We start from the raw sequence: 19,779 nt of genomic DNA, 5'->3' as shown, positions 1-19,779 counted from the left end.
ATTGTATTTTCTATATATTCTAATTGTGACCTATATGGCAACCGCAGCCAGGTCTGGTAAAACTTTGGGCCTCTTCATGCCAAGGAAATGAGCCGTTATACTTATTGTTTTCAAACCAAAACATACCACGATTATTGGTGTTATTTCCAATTTCATGCATGGTATCGGTATCGTACAATCTACCATTGGCCATTGTGTATATTACACTTTCGGTATTCCGTATATCCTCCAAAGGATTGTTTTCTAATACAATCAAATCTGCCAACTTACCTTCTTTTAAGGATCCTATTTCTTTTCCTGCCCCTATATAATTAGCCCCATTAATAGTAGCTGTCTGTAGTGCCTCATGATTGGTCATTCCACCTTGATGTAGCATCCAAAGCTCCCAATGAGCACCAAGACCTTGTAATTGCCCGTGAGCTCCTAAATTTACCTTGACTCCGGCTTGGGAAAGATCGGTTACTGTTTTTGAGGTTAGTATATGACCATTCTCGTATTCTTCATCAGGAACCATAACCCTGTGTCTTGATCTGGCATCAATAATCGCTCTAGGAGTGTATTTCAACAATTTTTCATTTTCCCAGACATTATCTTTTTGGTAGAAGTAATATTCTCCACTCATGCCTGCATAATTCACAATCAATGTTGGTGTATAGCCCGAACCACTCGTTTTCCATAATTCAATTACATCTTTATAAACAGGGGCTACGGGAATATTATGTTCAATCCCTGTATGCCCATCCATAACCATTGTCATATTCGCATAGAAGGTAGAGCCACCTTCTGGAACAACATTTATTCCCAATTCACGTGCTGCCTGTAATATTTGTTGACGTTGTTCTCGACGGGGTTGATTATAACTCTTTACCGATTTAGCACCAAAGGCTTTGGTACGTCTTATTGCTGATTTGGCATCTTCTAAATTGTTGACAACAGCTTTGAAATCCCCATCGGCACCATAAAGAATAAAGCCGGTGGAATAAATTCTAGGTCCTACCATTGTTCCGTTTTTGACCATTTCTGACATTGTGAAAATACTCTCTGTATTGGCAGATGGATCATGTACAGTGGTAACACCAAAGGCCAAATTGGCATATAATTGCCAGTGTTTTTGTGTTGCCAAACCATACCTAAAACCACCTATGTGGGCATGGGCATCAACTATGCCTGGCATAATGGTCTTTCCTTCCACATCATAGATTTTTACTCCAGAAGGAATCTTGATATCACCTGAATTGCCCAATTTTTCAATTCGGTTTTCATGAATTAATATAGTGCCGTTTTCAATTACTTCATCACCTTCCATTGTAATAATCCTGGCATTGGTAAAAGCTATACGACCTTCAGGCCTATCCGTTTTACCGGTAAGACCAATTTTTAGTCCTACAGAGTCCATAGCTGTAACTTTTTCAGGTGAGCCAGGTAAAAAAGTATAACGATCCTTGATATTGTTGGAAAAGTATTCATCTCCCAAAGTCCAGAAAATCGTTTTACTGTCTTTAGACCAATGAAGATTAATGCCGGCATCTTTAGCAATTTGTGAAACTGGAACTGATTTAGAATTATTATCTAAATCAACAGTTTTTCCGTTCAAGTTTAATGGTGCAATAAAGGCTTTGTGTAAATTGGTGAATGCAACCCACTTATTATCAGGGCTAGGTACTAGTAAATTGGCATATTTTGATTTAATATGATTTCTTTTATCCTTTCCATTAAGGTCTATAGAATGAAGTGTTTTGGTCAAATTACCGAAGTAAGTTCCTCCTGTTCTGTAAAAGATGCGTTTTCCGTTGGCTGTAAACTGTGGATATTCACCTTCTTTTGAAATCCATTTAGGGTTTGTTCCGTTAGCACTCATGGTATATAACCCCGATTTCTTAGAAAAAGTTCGCCCCTGATCATTGTTGCCAGACTCTTTTCCATAAACAATCATTTTACCATCTGGGCTATAAGTAGGAGTTCTGTAAATTCCTTTTTGAGTCGTTAATTTGGAGGGGGTTCCTCCCGTTACTGGAATTGAATGTATTGCCCCCAAACTCTCATCGTTCCATGATACGTATACTAGTTTTTTTCCATCAGCTGAGAACGACGGTTCAAATTCTAAATTCTCAGATTTGGTCAAACGTTTTGGTTTGCCATTTGGTAATCTTTTGGTCCATAAATGTCCCAATGCACTAAATACCAAGGTTTTTTTATCTGGTGAAGTCACAGCATGTCTAATAACCTTAGCGGAAAATTCTTCTGGCGCAACGGGCGAATCAAAATGAACGGTTTCGGCGATTTTTATTTTAGCATCAACTGTGAACGGAATATTTGTAACCACCAAGGTATTTATATCAACCTTGTGAATCTTTCCTTTGTTCCAAAAAACAATGCCCTTGTCATTAGGTAACCAACTAAAGCTAGGGTAAACACCAAAAATGGCCCATGCCTCCTGCTGGTCTTTGTTAAGTGAATCAATTACGGGCCACTCTTCCCCCGTTTCCAAGTCATGAATGAATAATACTGTTTTTGTTCTAACCCTTTTAATAAAAGCCAACTTTTTCCCATCACGAGAAACTTGAGGTCTGGCTGCACCTCCCGGTCCTCCGGTTACAATAATGGTCTTGCCTGTTTCAAAATCATATCGTTTTATAACATAGATTTGTTTGTTTGGGTCTTTGTTGTATTGAAAATATCCACCAGGATAAACATCTTCACTATAATACATATACTTACCATCAGGAGAAATATTGGGCTCGTTTACGTCTTGCTGATCATTTTTTCGTTTGGTAAGTTGCAACCCAGAACCACCTGAAATATGATATTGCCAAAGTTCACCTGCTCCTAAGGACCGCTGTGATGTAAAATGCTTCCTGGCCACAAAATAGTTTCCATCGGGCATCCAACTTACATTATTCAACAACCTGAATTTTTCTTTAGTGATTTGCTTGGCATCACTACCATCGATATTCATGGTCCAAATATTATCGCCACCGCCTGCATCACTGGTGAAGGCAATTTTTTTTCCATTAGGACTAAATCTTGGTTGTATCTCAAAAGGAATACCAGTTCGCAAAATTTTTGCATTTCCTCCAGTAATGGGTATACTGTAAATATCTCCTAGAAGGTCAAAGACAATGGTTTTTCCATCTGGGCTTACATCAAGGTTCATCCATGTACCTTCGTCTGTCTTAAATTGATGTTCAATATAATTAAACTGCCCCTTCGGGTTTGAGATATCCCATTTTTCCTTTGTTTTTGTATCTTTTTTGTCTTCTTGGCCAAATAAGGAAATAGATGCGAACAGCACCAGTGTGAGGAGTAATTTTTTCATTGGTTGTAAGGTGGGTTAATTAGTCGCATAAATATACCTAAATCTTTGCGACAATGTCTTAAAATGATGTTAATGGGAAGAAGCGATAAATTCACCTTTTACTCAGGCTAGTTTTTTTCTTTTCCCTATCTTCCGAAACTATTTTTAATTCAGGAATCAATCATGAAAATCAGAACATTTTACTTCACCTTTCTTCTTAGTACATTTTTTGCATTTGCCCAGATAAATCCGCAATGGGTTAGATACCCATCTATTTCGCCGGATGGGTCAGTTATTGCTTTTACGTATAAAGGCAACCTTTACAGTGTTGCAACAAGTGGTGGTGATGCCACGCAACTTACTTTTCATGAAGCACATGATTATGCAACTATTTGGAGCAAGGATGGCAAAACCTTGTCATTTGCATCCAATAGGTATGGTAATTTTGATGTTTTTACTATGGATGCCAAAGGAGGGCCTGCAACAAGGCTAACGTTTCATAGTAATAACGAAAGGCCCTATACTTTTTCTGCAGACGATAGTGAGGTGTTTTTTGGAGCTCAGCGCCAAGATGACGTCGCCCATAGACAATACCCTACAGGATCTCAACCGGAATTATACGCAGTATCTAAAGAAGGGGGAAGGGTGCGTCAAGTACTTACCTTGCCTATAGAAGATGTACAAGTGAATAATAATGGTTCGCAATTGATCTATCATGATAAAAAAGGATATGAAGATGAGTTCAGAAAACACCATGTATCTTCAATTACAAGGGATGTCTGGACGTTTGATGTGTCTTCGGGAGAACATAAAATGATTACCTCATTTGCCGGGGAAGATCGTAACCCTGTTTATTCACAAGACCAAAACACCGTGTACTACCTGAGCGAGGAAAGTGGCACTTTTAATGTGCACAAAATGAGTTTAGAGAACCCAACCCAGAACGAAAGGCTAACAAGTCTGGCTAAGCACCCGGTACGTTCCTTGAGTATAGGAGCAGGTACAATGGCCTTTAGTTATGACGGAGAATTGTATACATTGAAGGATGGTGAGGAGCCAAATAAGGTGCAAATCAATATTCGAACACAGGCCGGTACTAATTCTGATAAATTCGTTTCGATAAAAGGAGGTGTGCAGGAAATGGATATATCTCCCGATGGCAAACAGATTGCCTTTATCTCGAGAGGAGAGGTTTTTGTGACTTCAGTTGAAAATTCATTGACCAAAAGATTAACTAATACACCAGAACAAGAACGCTTTGTGAAATTCACCCATGATGGAAAAGCAGTTGCCTATTCTTCTGAAAGAAATGGTAAATGGAGTATCTACCAAACCAAAAAAGTCCGAAAAGAGGAACCTTTCTTTTATGGGTCAACTTTGGTAAAAGAAGAAACCTTAGTGTCAAGTAATATGGATGTTTATCTACCTGAGTTTTCCCCTGATGGTAATTCAGTGGCGTTCATAGAAGGTAGACGAACACTAAAAGTCATGAACCTGAAAACAAAAGAGACCAAAACATTGTTGACGCCCAAGGACCTGTTTCATATGTCCGATGGCGATAAATATTTTAAATGGAGCCCTGATAGTAAGTGGTTATTGGTAAGTTGGGCTGCTTCATTGAGCAATGGGGAAATTCTAATGTTGGCTGCTGATGGAAGCAAAAGAGAAAACCTAACCGAAAGCGGTTATTATGATTTTTATCCTAAATGGGTGAATGGTGGCGAGCAGATGATCTGGTTTGCCAATCGTCATGGTTTAAAAAGCTACGCGACCAGTGGTCGTAGTCAAGCTGATGTCTATAGCATGTTTTTAACTAAGGAAAGTTGGGATAAGTTCAAGATGACCAAGGAGGAGAACGAGCTGAATAAACAGATTGAAGAAATAAACAAAGAAGACAAGGATAAAAAAGAAGTTGATAAGGGAAGTAAGAAAAAGAAGAAAGATGAGGATAAAGACAAAAAAGAAGAAGCTGTAAAAACCTTGAAATTTGATTGGGAAGACTTAAAATCAAGAAAATCAAGATTGACCATACATTCCTCTCGATTGGCAGATGCCGTGCTTTCCAAAGATGGAGAGAAGCTTTATTATCTGGCACAATTTGAAAAAGGATTGAACCTTTGGGAAACCGAGTTGCGAACAAAGAGTACAAAAATGCTTGTTTCACTTGGCGCCAAGTCTGCTAGTTTGCAATGGGATAAAAAGCAGGAAAACTTATTCCTTTTGAGCGATGGTAAAATTTCTAAAGTTGACCTAAAGGCAAAAAAGACCAAAGCTGTGAAAATAAACTCAGAAATGGTTTTGGACGCAGATGCTGAAAGAAGATTCATGTTCGATCATATTTGGTTACGAACCAATGCTATTTTCTATCATTCTAATTTTCATGGAATAGATTGGAAACAAATGCGAACGGAGTATGAGAAATATTTGCCACATATTGGGAACTCCCATGAGTTTGCTGAAATGATTTCGGAATTTTTAGGTGAATTGAATGTTTCCCATGCTGGTGGAAGGTATAGAGGTTCAATACCTAATGGTGACGCAACTGCGTCTTTAGGTATTTTTATGGATTATTCACATTCTGGAAATGGGATTAAAATCGCAGAGATACTTAACGGAGGTCCGTTAGACAAAGCATCCTTGAAATTAAAGAAAGGAATGGTTATTGACAAAATCAACGGTGAAACCATTATGCCTTCAAAAGATGTTGCCACTTATTTAAATAGGATAGCAGGTAATTTTACTTTGCTTGAGGTTTTGGATTCTAAAGGGGCAAGAAGACAGATAACGGTAAAACCAATTTCCTTAGGCGAAGAAAGAGGTTTGTTATACAAACGTTGGGTAAAACAAAATGAGAAAGAAGTTGAAAAGAAAAGTAACGGTACTTTAGGGTATGTTCATATTCCGGGGATGAGTGATGGTCCTTACCGCACCATTTATGAGCGAATGATGGGTAAATTTTCTGATAAGAAGGCGGTTATTGTAGACACAAGGTTCAACGGAGGAGGGGATTTAGTGGCAGATTTGGCCATGTTCTTCACAGGTGTACCGTTTATATCTTATGAAACTGAAAGTAGAAGAGTTGGAGGAGAACCAACATCAAGATGGACCAAGCCTACCCTGGCCATGTATAATGAATCTATGTATAGTGATGGCCATTGTTTTGCTAGTGGTTATTCCGATTTAAAGATTGGTAAGACTGTTGGTATGCCAGTTCCTGGGACCTGTAGTTTTGCAGGATGGGAACGTTTACCCAATGGCGGTGTTTGGGGAGTAGTACCTGTAAGTGCTAAAAACAAGGCTGGTGAATGGATGGAAAATAACCAGACTAATCCTGATATTAAGGTAAAGAATATGCCAGGGGTAGTTGATAAAGGTAGGGATGAGCAACTTGAGAGATCTATTGAAGAGCTAATGAAAGAGGTAAAATAATATAAATCTATATAAATCAAAAAAGACCCTTCGCAATATCTGAAGGGTCTTTTTTTTGAATAGCAAAGAACTTAATCAATCAAGTACGTTGTTTAATATTTGCTTCGCAAAGCTTAATAATTTCTTTGATTCTTTTTTGTTGAGTTTCCTCCCTTTTTGCCTGTTTTAACCAATAGAGGTAACTTTTTCGTTGCCCGAAAGTAAAATTCTGGAAATGTTTGAATGCTATAGGGCTTTGTTTAAATGCGTTTTGTAGGTTTTTAGGAACAATACCATTTTCAACATCATCTAAGAGTGTCCAAGAACCATTGCTTTTGGCAGAATTAATGGCCTTCAAACCACTTTCATGCATTAACCCCAATTTTGTCAAGTCTTTAATATGAAGTTTATTTACTTTGCTCCAAGTGCCTTTGGGCTTTCGTTTACAAAAATACTGCTGCCGTTTCCCATCGCCTAAACTTTTTACTGTACTGTCTATCCATCCATAACATAACGCTACCCTAACGGCCTCTTCCCAATTCATACTTTCTTTCTCATGACCTTTTTTATAAAATATGAGATAAACACCACGAACCGTTAAATGATTTTTGTCCAGCCATGCGCGCCATTCTTTGTCATTTTCAAAATAATAGTGATCAATTTCATTCATTATTATCTCCTATTTTGTCATTCAATTGTTCTATTTGTTATAACATTTGGTGAATCATGATCACTATTGCTATATTTAGCCTTATCTGGTATGAACTAAAGATAATATTTAATGATGAGAAAGGTATTCTTGTTGTCTATGGTGATTTTTGCTATAGTCATAAGTAGTTGTAATAATAAAAGAGATGGCGAGCCAAGAGTATTGGTTTTTTCAAAAACTATGGGATTTAAACATGCCTCAATTCCCAACGGAATAGCGGCAATTCAAAAACTGGGAGCTGAAAATGGCTTTGCCGTTGATACTACCAAAAATGCGGCTTTATTTACCGATAAAAATCTTAAGCAATACTCATCCATTATTTTCTTGAGTACAACTGGAAATATATTGGACCATTACCAAGAAGCAGCTTTTGAGCGCTACATACAATCTGGAGGAGGTTTTGTAGGAATCCATGCAGCAACAGATACCGAGTATGATTGGGGTTGGTACAATAAATTGGTAGGAGCCCAATTTTTAAGCCATCCGGCAGGGACACCAAACTCAGATTTTATAGTAAAAGATAATTCGTTCATTGCAACAACGCATTTTACTGATTCCATTTGGAATAGAGATGATGAACTCTACAATTTTAAGAACATTAATTCTGATGTCAATGTCTTGATAACCGTGGATGAAAGCACCTATGAAGGCGGAGAGAATGGAGAGTTCCACCCAATGAGCTGGTATCACGATTATGATGGCGGTAGAGCTTTTTATACCGCTGCGGGTCACACGGACGAAAGTTTTTCCGAAGAGAAATTTTTAAAACATGTTTTGGGAGGAATACAATATGCCATTGGAGAGAATCTGAATTTGGATTATGGCAAAGCAACTTCACAAATGCCCCCAGAAATAGATCGTTTTTCAAAAGTCACATTGACTTCAGGTAAATTTTTTGAACCGACCGAAATGGCTGTATTACCAAACAATGATGTATTGATCGCCCAACGCAGGGGAGAGGTGCTACTTTTTGATGCAGAGGCAAATGAACTAAAGGAAATAGCAAAGTTAGATGTTTACTATAAAACACTGAATACGCCCGGAGTTAATGCCGAAGAGGGTTTAATGGGATTACAGAAAGATCCGAATTTTGAAGTGAACAATTGGATTTATCTGTATTATAGCCCTACAGGTGATGAATGGATCAATCGCTTGTCACGATTTAAATATGAAAATGGTGTTTTTGATTTAAGTTCTGAACAAGTAATTTTAATTGTTGATAGTCAGCGCGAAATATGTTGCCACACGGGAGGTTCTATCGCATTTGGTCCTGACAACCTTTTATACTTTTCAACAGGGGATAATACTACGCCATTTGACGAGAAAGGTGTCAAATATGTGAATAATGGATATGCACCATTAAACGACCTTCCAGGAAAAGAGCAATATGATGCAAGACGCTCGTCAGGAAACACAAATGATCTTAGAGGTAAGATTATGAGGATAAAAGTCAATGAAGATGGTTCTTATGATATTCCTGAAGGAAATTTGTTTCCGGTAGGTACAGAAAAAACGAGACCTGAAATTTATACTATGGGTCATAGAAATCCATATCGAATTTCGGTTGACCCTAAGAAAGGGTATCTCTACTGGGGCGATGTTGGTCCTGATGCGGGAAAAGATGATATTGCAAATCGGGGCCCTAGAGGTTATGACGAAATGAACCAAGCCCGAGAAGCTGGTAATTTTGGATGGCCTTTATTCATTGGCAACAACAAACCTTATAAAGATTATGATTATAGTACAGGGGAGAGTGGTGCAACTTTTGACCCGCTAAAACCTATCAACGATTCAAATAACAATACGGGGCTTAATGAGTTGCCACCAGCACAAGGGGCATATGCGTATTACCCATATGCAGAAACAGGGGATTTTCCCCAAGTTGGTACGGGAGGAAGAAATGCTATGGCTGGGCCAACCTATTATTCTGACCTTTATCCAAATGGTGGGGGCTTACCAGCATATTATGATGAAAAGGTCATAATCTTTGATTGGATGCGTGGTTGGATGAAAGCAGTAACCTTGTTTGAGGATGGAACCTTCAATAAAATGGAGCCGTTTGCTTCTGATATAAAAGTCAATAATTTAATTGATATGGAAATGAGCCCAGATGGTCGGGTTTATTTATTGGAATATGGTAGTGGTTGGTTTCAACAAAATGAAAATTCAAACTTGGGTTATATTCAATTTAATGGCGGGAACAGACCTCCTGTAATTGAAGGAATTACGGTTGATAAGACTTCCGGGAAACTTCCCCTAACAGTAAAGGCGAAGGTAAATGCCAGAGATCGTGAAGATGATTCAATGACTTATGTATGGGATTTAGGAAATGGTGAAACAAAAGAAACCAATATTCCTGAATTAAAATATACATATACCGAAGGAGGTGCGTACAAAATTACTGTTGAAGCAAAAGATGACAAAGGCGAGAAGGCCTTAAGCCAGGTAGTTTCTGTAACAGCAGGTAATTCAAGACCTGAGGTCGCCATTGATTTTAGTGGAGGAAATTCTTCTTTCTTTATTAAAGGAATACCTATTAAGTATAGCGTTTCAGTTAAAGATGCAGATGAAGAGACAATTGATGAGTCAAATATATTTGTATCGGTTGACTATATGTCTGGGATGGATGAGGTGAACAAATCTCAGGGTCACCAACAAGTGTCAGCGGCAGCAATGGGTAAAGCGTTGACCCAAGCAATGGATTGTAAAGCTTGTCATAAAGAAATCGGTGCTTCAATTGGTCCAGAGTACAAAGCTGTGGCGGAAAAGTATAAAGATAACCCAAAGGCCGTGGCGTATTTGCAAAAGAAAATTGTTGAAGGCGGGACAGGAGTTTGGGGAGAGGTTATGATGCCAGCTCACCCTAATGTGACCAAAGATGAGACTAGGCAAATAACATTGTACATACAATCTTTGGTTAGCAGTGGTGCTCAGAGCAAGACCTTACCTACGTCAGGAAATATTATTCCGGATCCTACTGAAGGAGATAATGTAATGGTAATCACCGCCAGCTATACCGATAGTGGCAATGGTAATATACCACCATTGACGGGAGTTAGTTCCAAAGCGCTTCAAGGTAGTACGGTGCCATTTACGCCAACAACGAAAAATAAGGGGTTTATGCCCGTTTCCTTTGGTGGGAGTGACCTATTGTTGGCTCCAAAAGATGAAGGTTGGTTTGTATTTGAGAATATTGATTTAAAAGGTGTAAAGGCAGCCTACATAACAGCTGGGTGGCAAGCTCCTCCAAAAGCTGGAGTTCACTTTGAAATGAGGTTGAATGCCCCGGACGGAAAGGTGATAGGTTCTGGTAGCATGCCAACTCCGGTACCAGGTCAGCCTGGTGGTATGATAGCCATAGTCTTTAATAAACCATTGGATGTTAAGGCAAATGAGATTTATTTTGTTCACGTACCGAAAAAAGGAGAGGATAGGGGTGATGCCCCTGTGGCACTGGTCAATGTGCGTTTTGAATGAGATTTATTAAGTGTTTTAAAGAAAAAGGAAAGTGGCTTAATACTTTCCCTTATTTATTCTTTTGCAATGGTATTACCTTGTTCGTCTAACGCTAAAAACGGGTTAAAAGCAATTTCCCATAGGTTTTCGTCCAAATCCGCAATATATCCACTATAACCACCCCAAAAAACTTCCTCGGGTTGTTTTATGATTTTGACACCTTTTTGTTCTAATTCTTTAAAAAGTGCATCTACTTCTTCTTTTGTTCTAGTGTTATATGCTAGAGTAAATCCCTTAAAACCATTACCCTTTGCGTTAATGTGGGCATCTTCAGCAAGTTTTTCCCGGGGATAAAGCGATAATAGGATTCCATTTAATTGAAAAAAGGAAATACTATCATTGCTTGAATCCATGAGTTCCCATCCAAATTTTTCTCTATAAAAGTTGGTGGAAGCCACTAAGTCATTTACCCCCAAACCTACTATTGTGGCTCTTTGTTCCATGTTTATGTAATTTTTTAAAAGATTGTTTTATTATTATGAGGTCTTTTGAGACTTTCAAGAGATTGATGTTTATTCAGCGTGCAGACTATGTTCTAAAATGAAATTTACAATCGGGGTAGGGTCTTCCAAGCTATGTGGATGGTGACCTATTCCCTTTTTTCTAATAATTTTAATATTACCTCCTGCAAGCACAAAATTTATTGCTAACCGTTCTGTGTTTTCAAAATGGGGAACCACTTTGTCATTATCACCATAAACATGAATTACAGGGATTTTTGCCTGGGCCACTTTAACACTCGTATTTATCGGGAATTCACTAAAATCTGAAACAGACTGTTCATCAAGTCCGTAGGCATTTAAACACTCTTGCCATTCTTTAGGGCTTCCGATCCCAGTATATAATCCACCAGGCCAACTTTTGATATCGCAGACAGGAGCATCGGCATAAATGCACGCCACTTTATCAGTATTCTGTGCTGCCCAGTTGTAAATGATTAGTCCGCCTCGACTCAAGCCTTCTAGAACAGCTTTTGAATTGAGTTCATATTTTTTTGTTACAAAGTCATAAAAGTCATTCCATACCTGAACAGCTTTTTGGTTACCATAAAGTCCAGCAACATCAACATATACTAGATGATATCCTTTATCAAGCAAAGCCTCGTCAACCTGTGGCTCATGACCCCAAAAACGTGCACGCCACACCCATTTTCGCGAAGCATTCACGAGGTTTGGAAAAACTACTTTGGCATTTCGACCTTGAAATTCAAACTCTTCAATCTTATATGTTTCAAATGCCTGCTCTTGCGCATTTGCTTCTTGTTGGGTTGACCCTATATAGAGGCAAAAGAAAAAGAGAATTGCGATACCATCAATTTTATTTTTTATCATAAACTAAAATTACGATTTGTTATTAAAAAGCATGAGTTTAGGTATTAACTTTTTTGTAGATAAGATTTCTAATTTGTTTTTAGTGGAATATAGTAAGTGATATGGAAATTTATGAAAAGAACGATTTGTAAAAGTCAATCAGAATTCGCATAACCAATCTAAAGCTTTTTTACTATTTGGGAACATCTTGGCAGTCCATCCCATTCTTTCCATTGCCATTATATAAAATGTCACTAGTGCCTCAGATTGAGAATCTTTAGGTTTTACCATAGCGAAATAAGAACTTGAGCTTATATCATGACTTGGATATAAGTTTGAGATAATCTCAAAAACAACAGAACGATTAATGTCCAAAACCAATAGTGAAGAATCAACAAGAAACTTTGAACTATTGTACTTTTTGCCCGCTACTAATTGTGCTTCGTTTGCTTTGATGGTAGCTTCAGTGTTAAATATGCCTTTGACAGTCATCTTAAGCACCGCTTCATCTTCAAAAAATTCTATTTTCCAATTCATTTAAATAATAATAATAACCCTATAGAAATAGTAGACTAAAATATAAATTTGAAATTAAACCATAAAAAAAGGATAATAAATCAATACACTAAAAGTACATAGAGCTATGACTAAGTTTCTTGCAACCATAATATTGCCTTTCTACCTGAACTGAATATTTCTGCTTGCCACCCAAGATTATTGGTTGCCAATATGTAAAAATGCGCCTTTGCTTTTGTATGGGTCTCTTTGGGTTCAATAATGGCAATTTTGGTCGTGGGATTTAAATTCCATAAACTATATAACTTATTGGGAAGCTCAAACAACTCTGCCCTGCTGGCCCTGACAATCAATTCACCTGAATTTACAAGCCAACCTAGCGAATTATATTTTTCGGACAATTTTATGGCTTCATAGGTTACGTCATATACATCCTGAGCAGTATTTATTCCAACTAATTTTATCTCCACCAGATTTAATTCTGGCTGATAAGTAACTTTTCTACTCGTGTTCATTATTTTATAAAATAAATCTTAAATCTGTTGAACAAGACAACTAAAAATATAAATTTTTGATAGAAGAACACTTATGAAATAAGGTATTTACTTACAAACTCATTCTTTTGAACAGATTAATAACAATACTTCCTAATTGAGTTAAATTATTTTTTGTAATTACGCTTTATGAAAAAAAGCATAATGGAGTTGGAAGATATCTCACGTAAGTTGGAACCAGTTAATAACAAAAGGGCACATTGGAATACTTCTGTACAGAAGTATGCTGACAATTTTCTGGATGAATTCAATCAAAATAACACCTTTGTCGTTTCTGAAAATATGGGTAAAGGTATCCTAGATTTATCTATCGAAGATGAAGGTAAACCCATTGAGGAGGTTTTGCAATGCTTGAAAGAAAATGTGGATACCCCCAATATAAACCCAGCATCTGGTGGTCATTTTGGATACATTCCTGGTGGAGGTGTTTTTACCACCGCTCTTGGGGATTATCTAGCCGCGATAACCAATCGTTATGCTGGCATTTTCTTTGCCTGTCCTGGGGGTGTGCGTATGGAAAATATGTTGCTTCGATGGATGTGTAAGATGGTTGGTTATCCGGTCACGGCCTTGGGTAATTTGACTTCTGGAGGTTCCATTGCTAACCTTTCGGCTATCACTACGGCTAGGGACGCAAAAGGAATTAAGGCTAAAGATGTTGACAGGTGTGTTATTTATATGACCAAGCAGTTACACCATTGTGTGCAAAAATCATTACGGGTTGCTGGAATGAAGGAAAGTATCGTGCGATATATTCCTATGGATTCAAGTTTTAAGATGATTCCTGAAAAACTAAACATCCAAATTGAACAAGATAAAGCAAATGGTTTATTGCCATTTATGGTTTTTGGTTCAGCAGGGACCACAGATACAGGAGCCATTGACCCATTGAAAAAAATAGGGGGTATAGCCAAAGAAAACAAATTGTGGTTTCATGTGGATGCTGCTTACGGAGGGTTTTTTATGCTTTCCAATAGAATAAAGCCTGCTTTTAAGGGCATAGAATTATCCGATTCTATTGCCATTGATCCACATAAAGGTTTGTTTTTGTCTTATGGTATCGGTGCGGTTTTAATAAAGGATACAGACGCTTTGTACCAGACACATCATTATACAGCGAACTACATGCAAGATGCGTTTAACCTAGATGAAGACCCCTCACCTGCAGACCTTTCTCCTGAGCTAACCAAGCATTTTCGTGGACTTCGTATGTGGATATCCCTTCAGTTATTGGGGGTAGCACCTTTTAGGGCCGCTTTGGAAGAAAAAATACTATTGTGCCAATACTTTTATGAAGAAATACAAAAACTGGGCTTTGAAGTGGGGCCAGAGCCAGACCTGTCAATAGCTATCTTTAGATATGTTCCCAAAACCGAAGATGCCAATGCTTATAATTTGAAATTAGTGAAGCAAATTATGCAAGACGGCCGTATTTTTCTGTCATCCACAACAATTGATGGCGCCTATTGGATACGTTTTGCTGTACTATCTTTTAGAACTCATTTGAAGCAAGTTGATTTAGCATTACAATTATTGGGGAACCTTGTAAAATAATTAAAGAAAATTTATTCAGGAATGGATGTTACAATAGCCGCATCGTTTGGATTCAATTGCACCAACAGATAAGAATATTCATTACCATGCTTAATTTCTTGTTTGCTTTTCTTTTTGTTGCCGTTTATATATAAAAATTCATGTCGTCCAGGAATTTGGGCTTTCCACCATATAATTTCTCCTTTAATATTGCCAACTTTAGATTTGTTCAGACCTGTATGAGTAACGGATATTTTATTCGAAAGAATTGGTATTCCCCTCATTTCTGCAGTAACAGAATCATTTTCCAATCGAGAAATTGTTGAAAATGTGTTCATTTCTGCATGTCCATTTATTCCCATTAAACCACGGGTTATATGTTCAATCACCGTAAAGGAATTTTCTGGATAATCCCTTCTTTTATTATTGGGGCCACATAGGTCAACAATCATTTTATTTGCCATTGCCGTATCTCCATTTTCATAGAACATGATTGGTAAGTAAGATTTTAACTCAACAATTAGTTTGTCAAAATTATCTCGGTAATTCTTGATGACTCCATTGATTTTTGATTGATTTTCAATTGCGTCGAAATAATACAAATAATGTAAGAAAGCTTGATCTTCCCCTACCATAAAATAGTCAAAACTACTACCTTTATAAAGTATAGAACGGTACTCCTGTTTTTTAGAATCCCACCAAAACCTTTTCATGAACTCACGTTCCTCTAAAGCCTTTTTCTCATGCAATTTTGATTTTAAAGAATCACCGGAAATTTTTAAAATCTTCGCATAGGATTCATGAGCAGCAATCAGTGATGCGGTCATATCTATACCTAGTAATGTTTCTCCTCTCCCGCCTTCATTGTAAGTAGGGATGCCGCGTTTATTTCCAAATCTTGGTTTTGAGTTCTCTTTTTTTATATGCATAGATCGGTCTCGTGCTAAAACCTCATCGGCACCTAAATCCCAATGATCAATATATTGGTTCATGCTAAGGTCATAGAAATTTTGAAAATCGGGATGCTCTAGATATTCCTTATTTCCTGTCCATTCATAAAGGCGGAAAGCATTAAAAAGCACATCAAAATTTGCAGGAAGATTGTACCAAAAATCTGTTTTACTTTCATAATCTACCGGTGCAGGCCTATTATGTCTATTTATTTCCCAATAGGAGCAATAATCCATTTCAGGATCTATGTTTTGAGCAAACTTCAAAAACATATTGTGATTATGTTTTCCTAAACCTAGGATTTCTGCACCTATTGCTTGATGTGATACATCTCTCATACAAAAAGCCTCTCTATTAGGTAGAGCAGCTTCATACCACGCTCCCACGGGATCGTTATTGTCATGTGTAAAAGACAGTGCTTTGTCTTTGGCCCAATAGAATGCATTTTCAAGCTCTTTGTTGGAAGAACTAAAAGTTAATTCAATTGATTTAGAAGATTCAATTTGATTTTTTGGTTTTTCTGTGGAGTTTCTGCAAGCAATTAAAATCAATACTATTAAAACTGTTAATGTAACTTTATTCCTCATTTTTTTGCCTATTTCAATTTCAAGAGATTATAACATGAAATTTTATATTCTCAATACATTGTATTCTTATTTTCCGAACTTTTTGGGATTTCTTGCATAGCATCCCAATGTTCCACGATTTTTCCATAACGATCAAAACGGAAAAAATCCATTGTGACATATTCCATATCATCTGGCCAAATTTGATGTGTATGTAATGCAACTAGATCACCTTCACTAATAACACGAACAAATTCTATGGATTTTTTTGGGTATTCATTTTGCATTCTTTCAAAATAAGCGATGAAAGGCTTTTTGCCATCTCCCACAAGCGGATTATGTTGTATGTATTCATTCCCTACAAACAATTCAACCGCTCGCTTGGGGTTACCTTCATAAGCCATTTTATAAAATGCGATGGCGTTTTTCTTATTCTGGTTTAAATTATTGCTCATAATTTGTTTTTAAAATGACTTCAAGCTCTTCAATTTTTCCATCAATATTAGAAGGGATTTCTAAATCCAATATTCTGCACATTAAAGGATAAATGTGAATATTCTTTATAGATGGTAAGGCATAACCTTTTTTAAAAGCTGGCCCATTTGCGTAGAATATTCCATGCATATCTTTATGAACAGGGTCATAACCATGAACTCCAACTGTTGTTATGGGAAGATTCTTCAATGCTTCGATTTTCTGTTTTTTTGAAAAGTAATATCCAAAATCTGGTATGACCTGTATGGTTCCCCAATTCTTGTTTTTTGGGTTATACTCGAAGCCTGGTGTATTTTCGGTTTTATATATTTTGAAGTTATGTTCTTTGGCTTTTAAATAGTTATAAACGGAATCAGTAGACACATCTTTTTTTGGGTGAACATTAACGATGGCACCATTGTTAATAGTTGAATATAAACTTGTATTCATGATATCTTCTACGGCTATATATTTAGAAGTTGATAGTGCAGACATACCGTGATCAGAAACTACCAAAAAGTTAATAGGGAGGCCTGTCTTTGCTGCACCTTTGAACAAATTGCCCAAATGATTATCCAGGTCAAATAATGCTTTTTTGAGTTTTTCATCATTGTTTGGTCCAAAATCATGACCAACATCATCCATATCAGAAAAGTACATGGTAATAAGATGTGGCCTTTTTTTCTCAGGTAAGGCTAGCCACTTTAAGGCTTCTTCTACCCGTACATTATTTTTTATACTTCCGTCATAAGTATGATAATAGGTTGGTCGTATTCCTTGCACATCTGCTTCCGAGCCTACAAAGAAGTAACTGGCAGACACCATATTGGCTTTATCCGCCTGTACCCATATGGGCGATCCTCCATAAAAAGACCCGTCCTCGACCATTTCACGATTCCCTATTTTGTACGTAACATCCTTTTCATTGCTATAGAAAGAGTTTCCCAATATACCATGATTGTCAGGGTACATACCTGTGACTATGGTATAATGGTTAGGGAATGTTTTTGACGGGAAAGAAGAAATCAATGACTCAGCCTGTACACCATTTTTTATAAAGTTGCTCAAATTGGGAGGATTGTACCGCTCAACGTAGTCCCAACGAAAGCCATCGAGGGAAATTAAAACCAAATAAGGTTTTTCAATTGCAGTTTTTGAATTAGTAGTTGGCTTTGAATCAACCACACTTGTTTTGGATTTGCAGGAGGAAAAAACTAGGGTAGCTATTACTAAAGTGAGTACTCGTTTGAAAATCGTTTTTACCATTTACTTCTGATTTTTGGTTGCAATATTAGATTTGTCAATGTCAAGCTCCTATGAGCTTAAGTCAACCTTAAAATTAGCCATTTGATTTCGTATAATAAAAACATAGATCATGATAAATGTTAGCTTTTATATCTTGAATAAAGGATAAGTTTGTCCTAATTAATTAAACATTGAAATTATGAGTACCAGTAAAGAATGCCTTGTTTGTAAGAAATCTGCAAATGAAATTCCGGTAACAAAGTTTTATCATAAAGAAACAGAGTTTTATATCTGTCCACAACATATGCCCGTTATAATTCACAATCCACAGCAATTGGTTGGATTATTGGAAGGGGCAGACGAGATGGAAGGTGTTTAAACATAAAATCACCTAACAACCAAATTTCGGTGGTCTGAAGATATTTTATTGATTCAACTTTCTGGTTATTATCCATTCCTCCATAGCCTGAGGGGACATGATTGAAGGGTCTCCGAGGTCTTTGTCCTCAACATCTATAAGTTCTTCGGGTAAGTGGTTTATCAGTAGTTCTAAATCATGGTGACTTTCTATTTGCTCCATCACTACTTTTGCCATTTCTTCGTTATGGGAAATATTTCTTGCACGAACCGCTTTTACCAAACCTTTCAATAAGGTTTCCCAAGTGGTCATGGGTCCCTGTACGATGGAAGCAGATTCGGCAAAGGAATCTATAAACGCAAAAGGGACTTTTGCAAACTCTTCTTCCATTGCTATGACACAGGCTATCCAATCTGAATCGAATGAAAAATCGTAAACAGATGGATTCTTCAGTATTTCTGATAAAATATCTTTGTGATACAATTTAAAAGCTGCTTGGGAATCGCGGATATCCCTTGAAAAGATGCTTACCCCAATCATGCGTTGCATGTGCCGCAGTGCTTTAATACCAATTCCCCATCGGTTCTCTTGTTTTACCAAAACTGCGTTAGGGTCTTTTCTGTTGCCAAGGACGACTTTGTAACCATGCTCAATATGTGGTCTTAGAAGTAGTCCTGTCTGCGATAAATGAACAGAATTATCAGCATCCGTATAAACAATGAGGTCAACGCCGTCTTCCAACGCTTTTGAGCACCCCAATAAAATGGCACCTCCTTTACGGGAATCCTTGGCAGACGCCAAGTTTTTCAACGGAGGCTTTTTTGAGGGTAAATTATTTTCTAAGAACAGTACTTTAATTTTATCTGCATGCACAGATTCTTTTTTTATTTTCTCCGCCATCGTGCCACTGCCATGCGGGCAACCATCATCTACAGCGTATAATTTCCATGCTATTTCAGAATCTTTAAATAGCCAATTGAGTTGTTCTAATTTTACGTTCAATAAATCTTCCCCATTTGGATTGTCATCACTTTTCTTTTGTAGGCGATTTTGTTCCCCCCACATAGCGAATACCACACCTATTTTCAATTTGCGATTACAAGAATCAATGTACTGTTTGGAATCTGCTATTTTCGCTGCAATGCGAAACGACAAAGGGCTACTTTTTTCATTTCCCAACTTTAAGGTATCAGCAATGGAAAAACTTTTAATTTGGTCAACAAGGTCATACAAATAGACCTGATCTTCTGCCGATGTCAAATCAAAATTTTTCTTACTTGATTCACATATTTGGGCGAGTGATGTATTCATAGGGGCATGAGAAATTTAAACCCAAAATTACGG

General features: G+C 37.3%; 14 protein-coding genes. 4 read left to right on the top strand and 10 right to left on the bottom strand.

Going from position 1 to position 19,779, the window contains the following annotated elements; all coding sequences use genetic code 11:
* Positions 1 to 19: 19 nt before the first annotated feature.
* Positions 20 to 3,316 carry an amidohydrolase family protein gene (locus FB2170_RS14985; protein ID WP_013307436.1) on the bottom strand — a complete coding sequence of 1,099 codons (3,297 nt, stop codon included), beginning with the start codon at positions 3,314 to 3,316 and terminating at the stop codon, positions 20 to 22.
* 162 nt (positions 3,317 to 3,478) lie between these two features.
* Here FB2170_RS14985 and FB2170_RS14980 point away from each other — a divergent pair, with 162 nt between their 5' ends.
* Positions 3,479 to 6,724 carry a S41 family peptidase gene (locus FB2170_RS14980; protein ID WP_013307435.1) on the top strand — a complete coding sequence of 1,082 codons (3,246 nt, stop codon included), beginning with the start codon at positions 3,479 to 3,481 and terminating at the stop codon, positions 6,722 to 6,724.
* A gap of 79 nt (positions 6,725 to 6,803) precedes the next feature.
* Here FB2170_RS14980 and FB2170_RS14975 read toward each other — a convergent pair whose 3' ends face one another.
* The gene (locus tag FB2170_RS14975; protein WP_013307434.1) at positions 6,804 to 7,373 is read right to left on the bottom strand and encodes a YdeI/OmpD-associated family protein; all 570 of its coding nucleotides are present in this window, start codon (positions 7,371 to 7,373) and stop codon (positions 6,804 to 6,806) included.
* A 111-nt stretch (positions 7,374 to 7,484) separates the two neighbouring features.
* Here FB2170_RS14975 and FB2170_RS14970 point away from each other — a divergent pair, with 111 nt between their 5' ends.
* Entirely contained in the window at positions 7,485 to 10,889 is a 3,405-nt protein-coding gene (locus FB2170_RS14970) for a ThuA domain-containing protein (RefSeq protein WP_013307433.1), read from the top strand.
* Between the two features lie 53 nt (positions 10,890 to 10,942).
* Here the strand turns inward: FB2170_RS14970 and FB2170_RS14965 are convergent, their stop codons facing one another.
* The 4 genes from FB2170_RS14965 to FB2170_RS14950 all read right to left on the bottom strand — a co-directional run bounded on the left by FB2170_RS14965 (position 10,943) and on the right by FB2170_RS14950 (position 13,269).
* Positions 10,943 to 11,371, bottom strand: a complete 429-nt coding sequence (locus tag FB2170_RS14965; protein WP_013307432.1) for a VOC family protein — start codon at positions 11,369 to 11,371, stop codon at positions 10,943 to 10,945.
* Between the two features lie 69 nt (positions 11,372 to 11,440).
* A complete protein-coding gene (locus FB2170_RS14960; RefSeq protein WP_013307431.1) occupies positions 11,441 to 12,259 on the bottom strand; it encodes an alpha/beta hydrolase family protein in 819 nt (272 codons plus the stop codon).
* Positions 12,260 to 12,397: 138 nt separating this feature from the next.
* Entirely contained in the window at positions 12,398 to 12,775 is a 378-nt protein-coding gene (locus FB2170_RS14955; RefSeq protein ID WP_013307430.1) for a hypothetical protein, read from the bottom strand.
* A 110-nt stretch (positions 12,776 to 12,885) separates the two neighbouring features.
* Positions 12,886 to 13,269, bottom strand: coding sequence for a hypothetical protein (locus FB2170_RS14950; protein ID WP_013307429.1), 384 nt, complete (start codon positions 13,267 to 13,269; stop codon positions 12,886 to 12,888).
* Positions 13,270 to 13,437: 168 nt separating this feature from the next.
* On the opposite strand from FB2170_RS14950, the gene FB2170_RS14945 reads away from it, so the two are divergent.
* A complete protein-coding gene (locus tag FB2170_RS14945; RefSeq protein WP_013307428.1) occupies positions 13,438 to 14,862 on the top strand; it encodes a pyridoxal phosphate-dependent decarboxylase family protein in 1,425 nt (474 codons plus the stop codon).
* An 11-nt stretch (positions 14,863 to 14,873) separates the two neighbouring features.
* Here FB2170_RS14945 and FB2170_RS14940 read toward each other — a convergent pair whose 3' ends face one another.
* The 3 genes from FB2170_RS14940 to FB2170_RS14930 are packed head-to-tail and all read right to left on the bottom strand — an operon-like array spanning position 14,874 to position 18,098.
* Positions 14,874 to 16,379 carry a hypothetical protein gene (locus FB2170_RS14940; RefSeq protein WP_013307427.1) on the bottom strand — a complete coding sequence of 502 codons (1,506 nt, stop codon included), beginning with the start codon at positions 16,377 to 16,379 and terminating at the stop codon, positions 14,874 to 14,876.
* A 50-nt stretch (positions 16,380 to 16,429) separates the two neighbouring features.
* Complete coding sequence (locus tag FB2170_RS14935; RefSeq protein WP_013307426.1) at positions 16,430 to 16,813, bottom strand: nuclear transport factor 2 family protein; 384 nt, start codon at positions 16,811 to 16,813, stop codon at positions 16,430 to 16,432.
* Positions 16,803 to 18,098 carry an ectonucleotide pyrophosphatase/phosphodiesterase gene (locus FB2170_RS14930; protein ID WP_013307425.1) on the bottom strand — a complete coding sequence of 432 codons (1,296 nt, stop codon included), beginning with the start codon at positions 18,096 to 18,098 and terminating at the stop codon, positions 16,803 to 16,805. Before FB2170_RS14930 ends, FB2170_RS14935 begins: the two co-directional genes overlap by 11 nt.
* A gap of 178 nt (positions 18,099 to 18,276) precedes the next feature.
* Between FB2170_RS14930 and FB2170_RS14925 the strand changes: the two genes are divergently transcribed.
* Positions 18,277 to 18,456, top strand: a complete 180-nt coding sequence (locus FB2170_RS14925; RefSeq protein ID WP_013307424.1) for a hypothetical protein — start codon at positions 18,277 to 18,279, stop codon at positions 18,454 to 18,456.
* A 45-nt stretch (positions 18,457 to 18,501) separates the two neighbouring features.
* On the opposite strand, the gene FB2170_RS14920 is transcribed toward FB2170_RS14925, so the two are convergent.
* Positions 18,502 to 19,746 (bottom strand): glycosyltransferase, encoded by a 1,245-nt coding sequence (locus FB2170_RS14920; RefSeq protein ID WP_013307423.1) that lies wholly within the window; start codon positions 19,744 to 19,746, stop codon positions 18,502 to 18,504.
* Positions 19,747 to 19,779 lie beyond the last annotated feature (33 nt).

It is taken from the genome of Maribacter sp. HTCC2170 (assembly GCF_000153165.2).
Lineage (GTDB): Bacteria > Bacteroidota > Bacteroidia > Flavobacteriales > Flavobacteriaceae > Maribacter_A.
The sequence above is the reverse complement of the archived record's forward strand: the minus strand, read 5'-3'. Positions and strand labels throughout refer to the sequence as shown.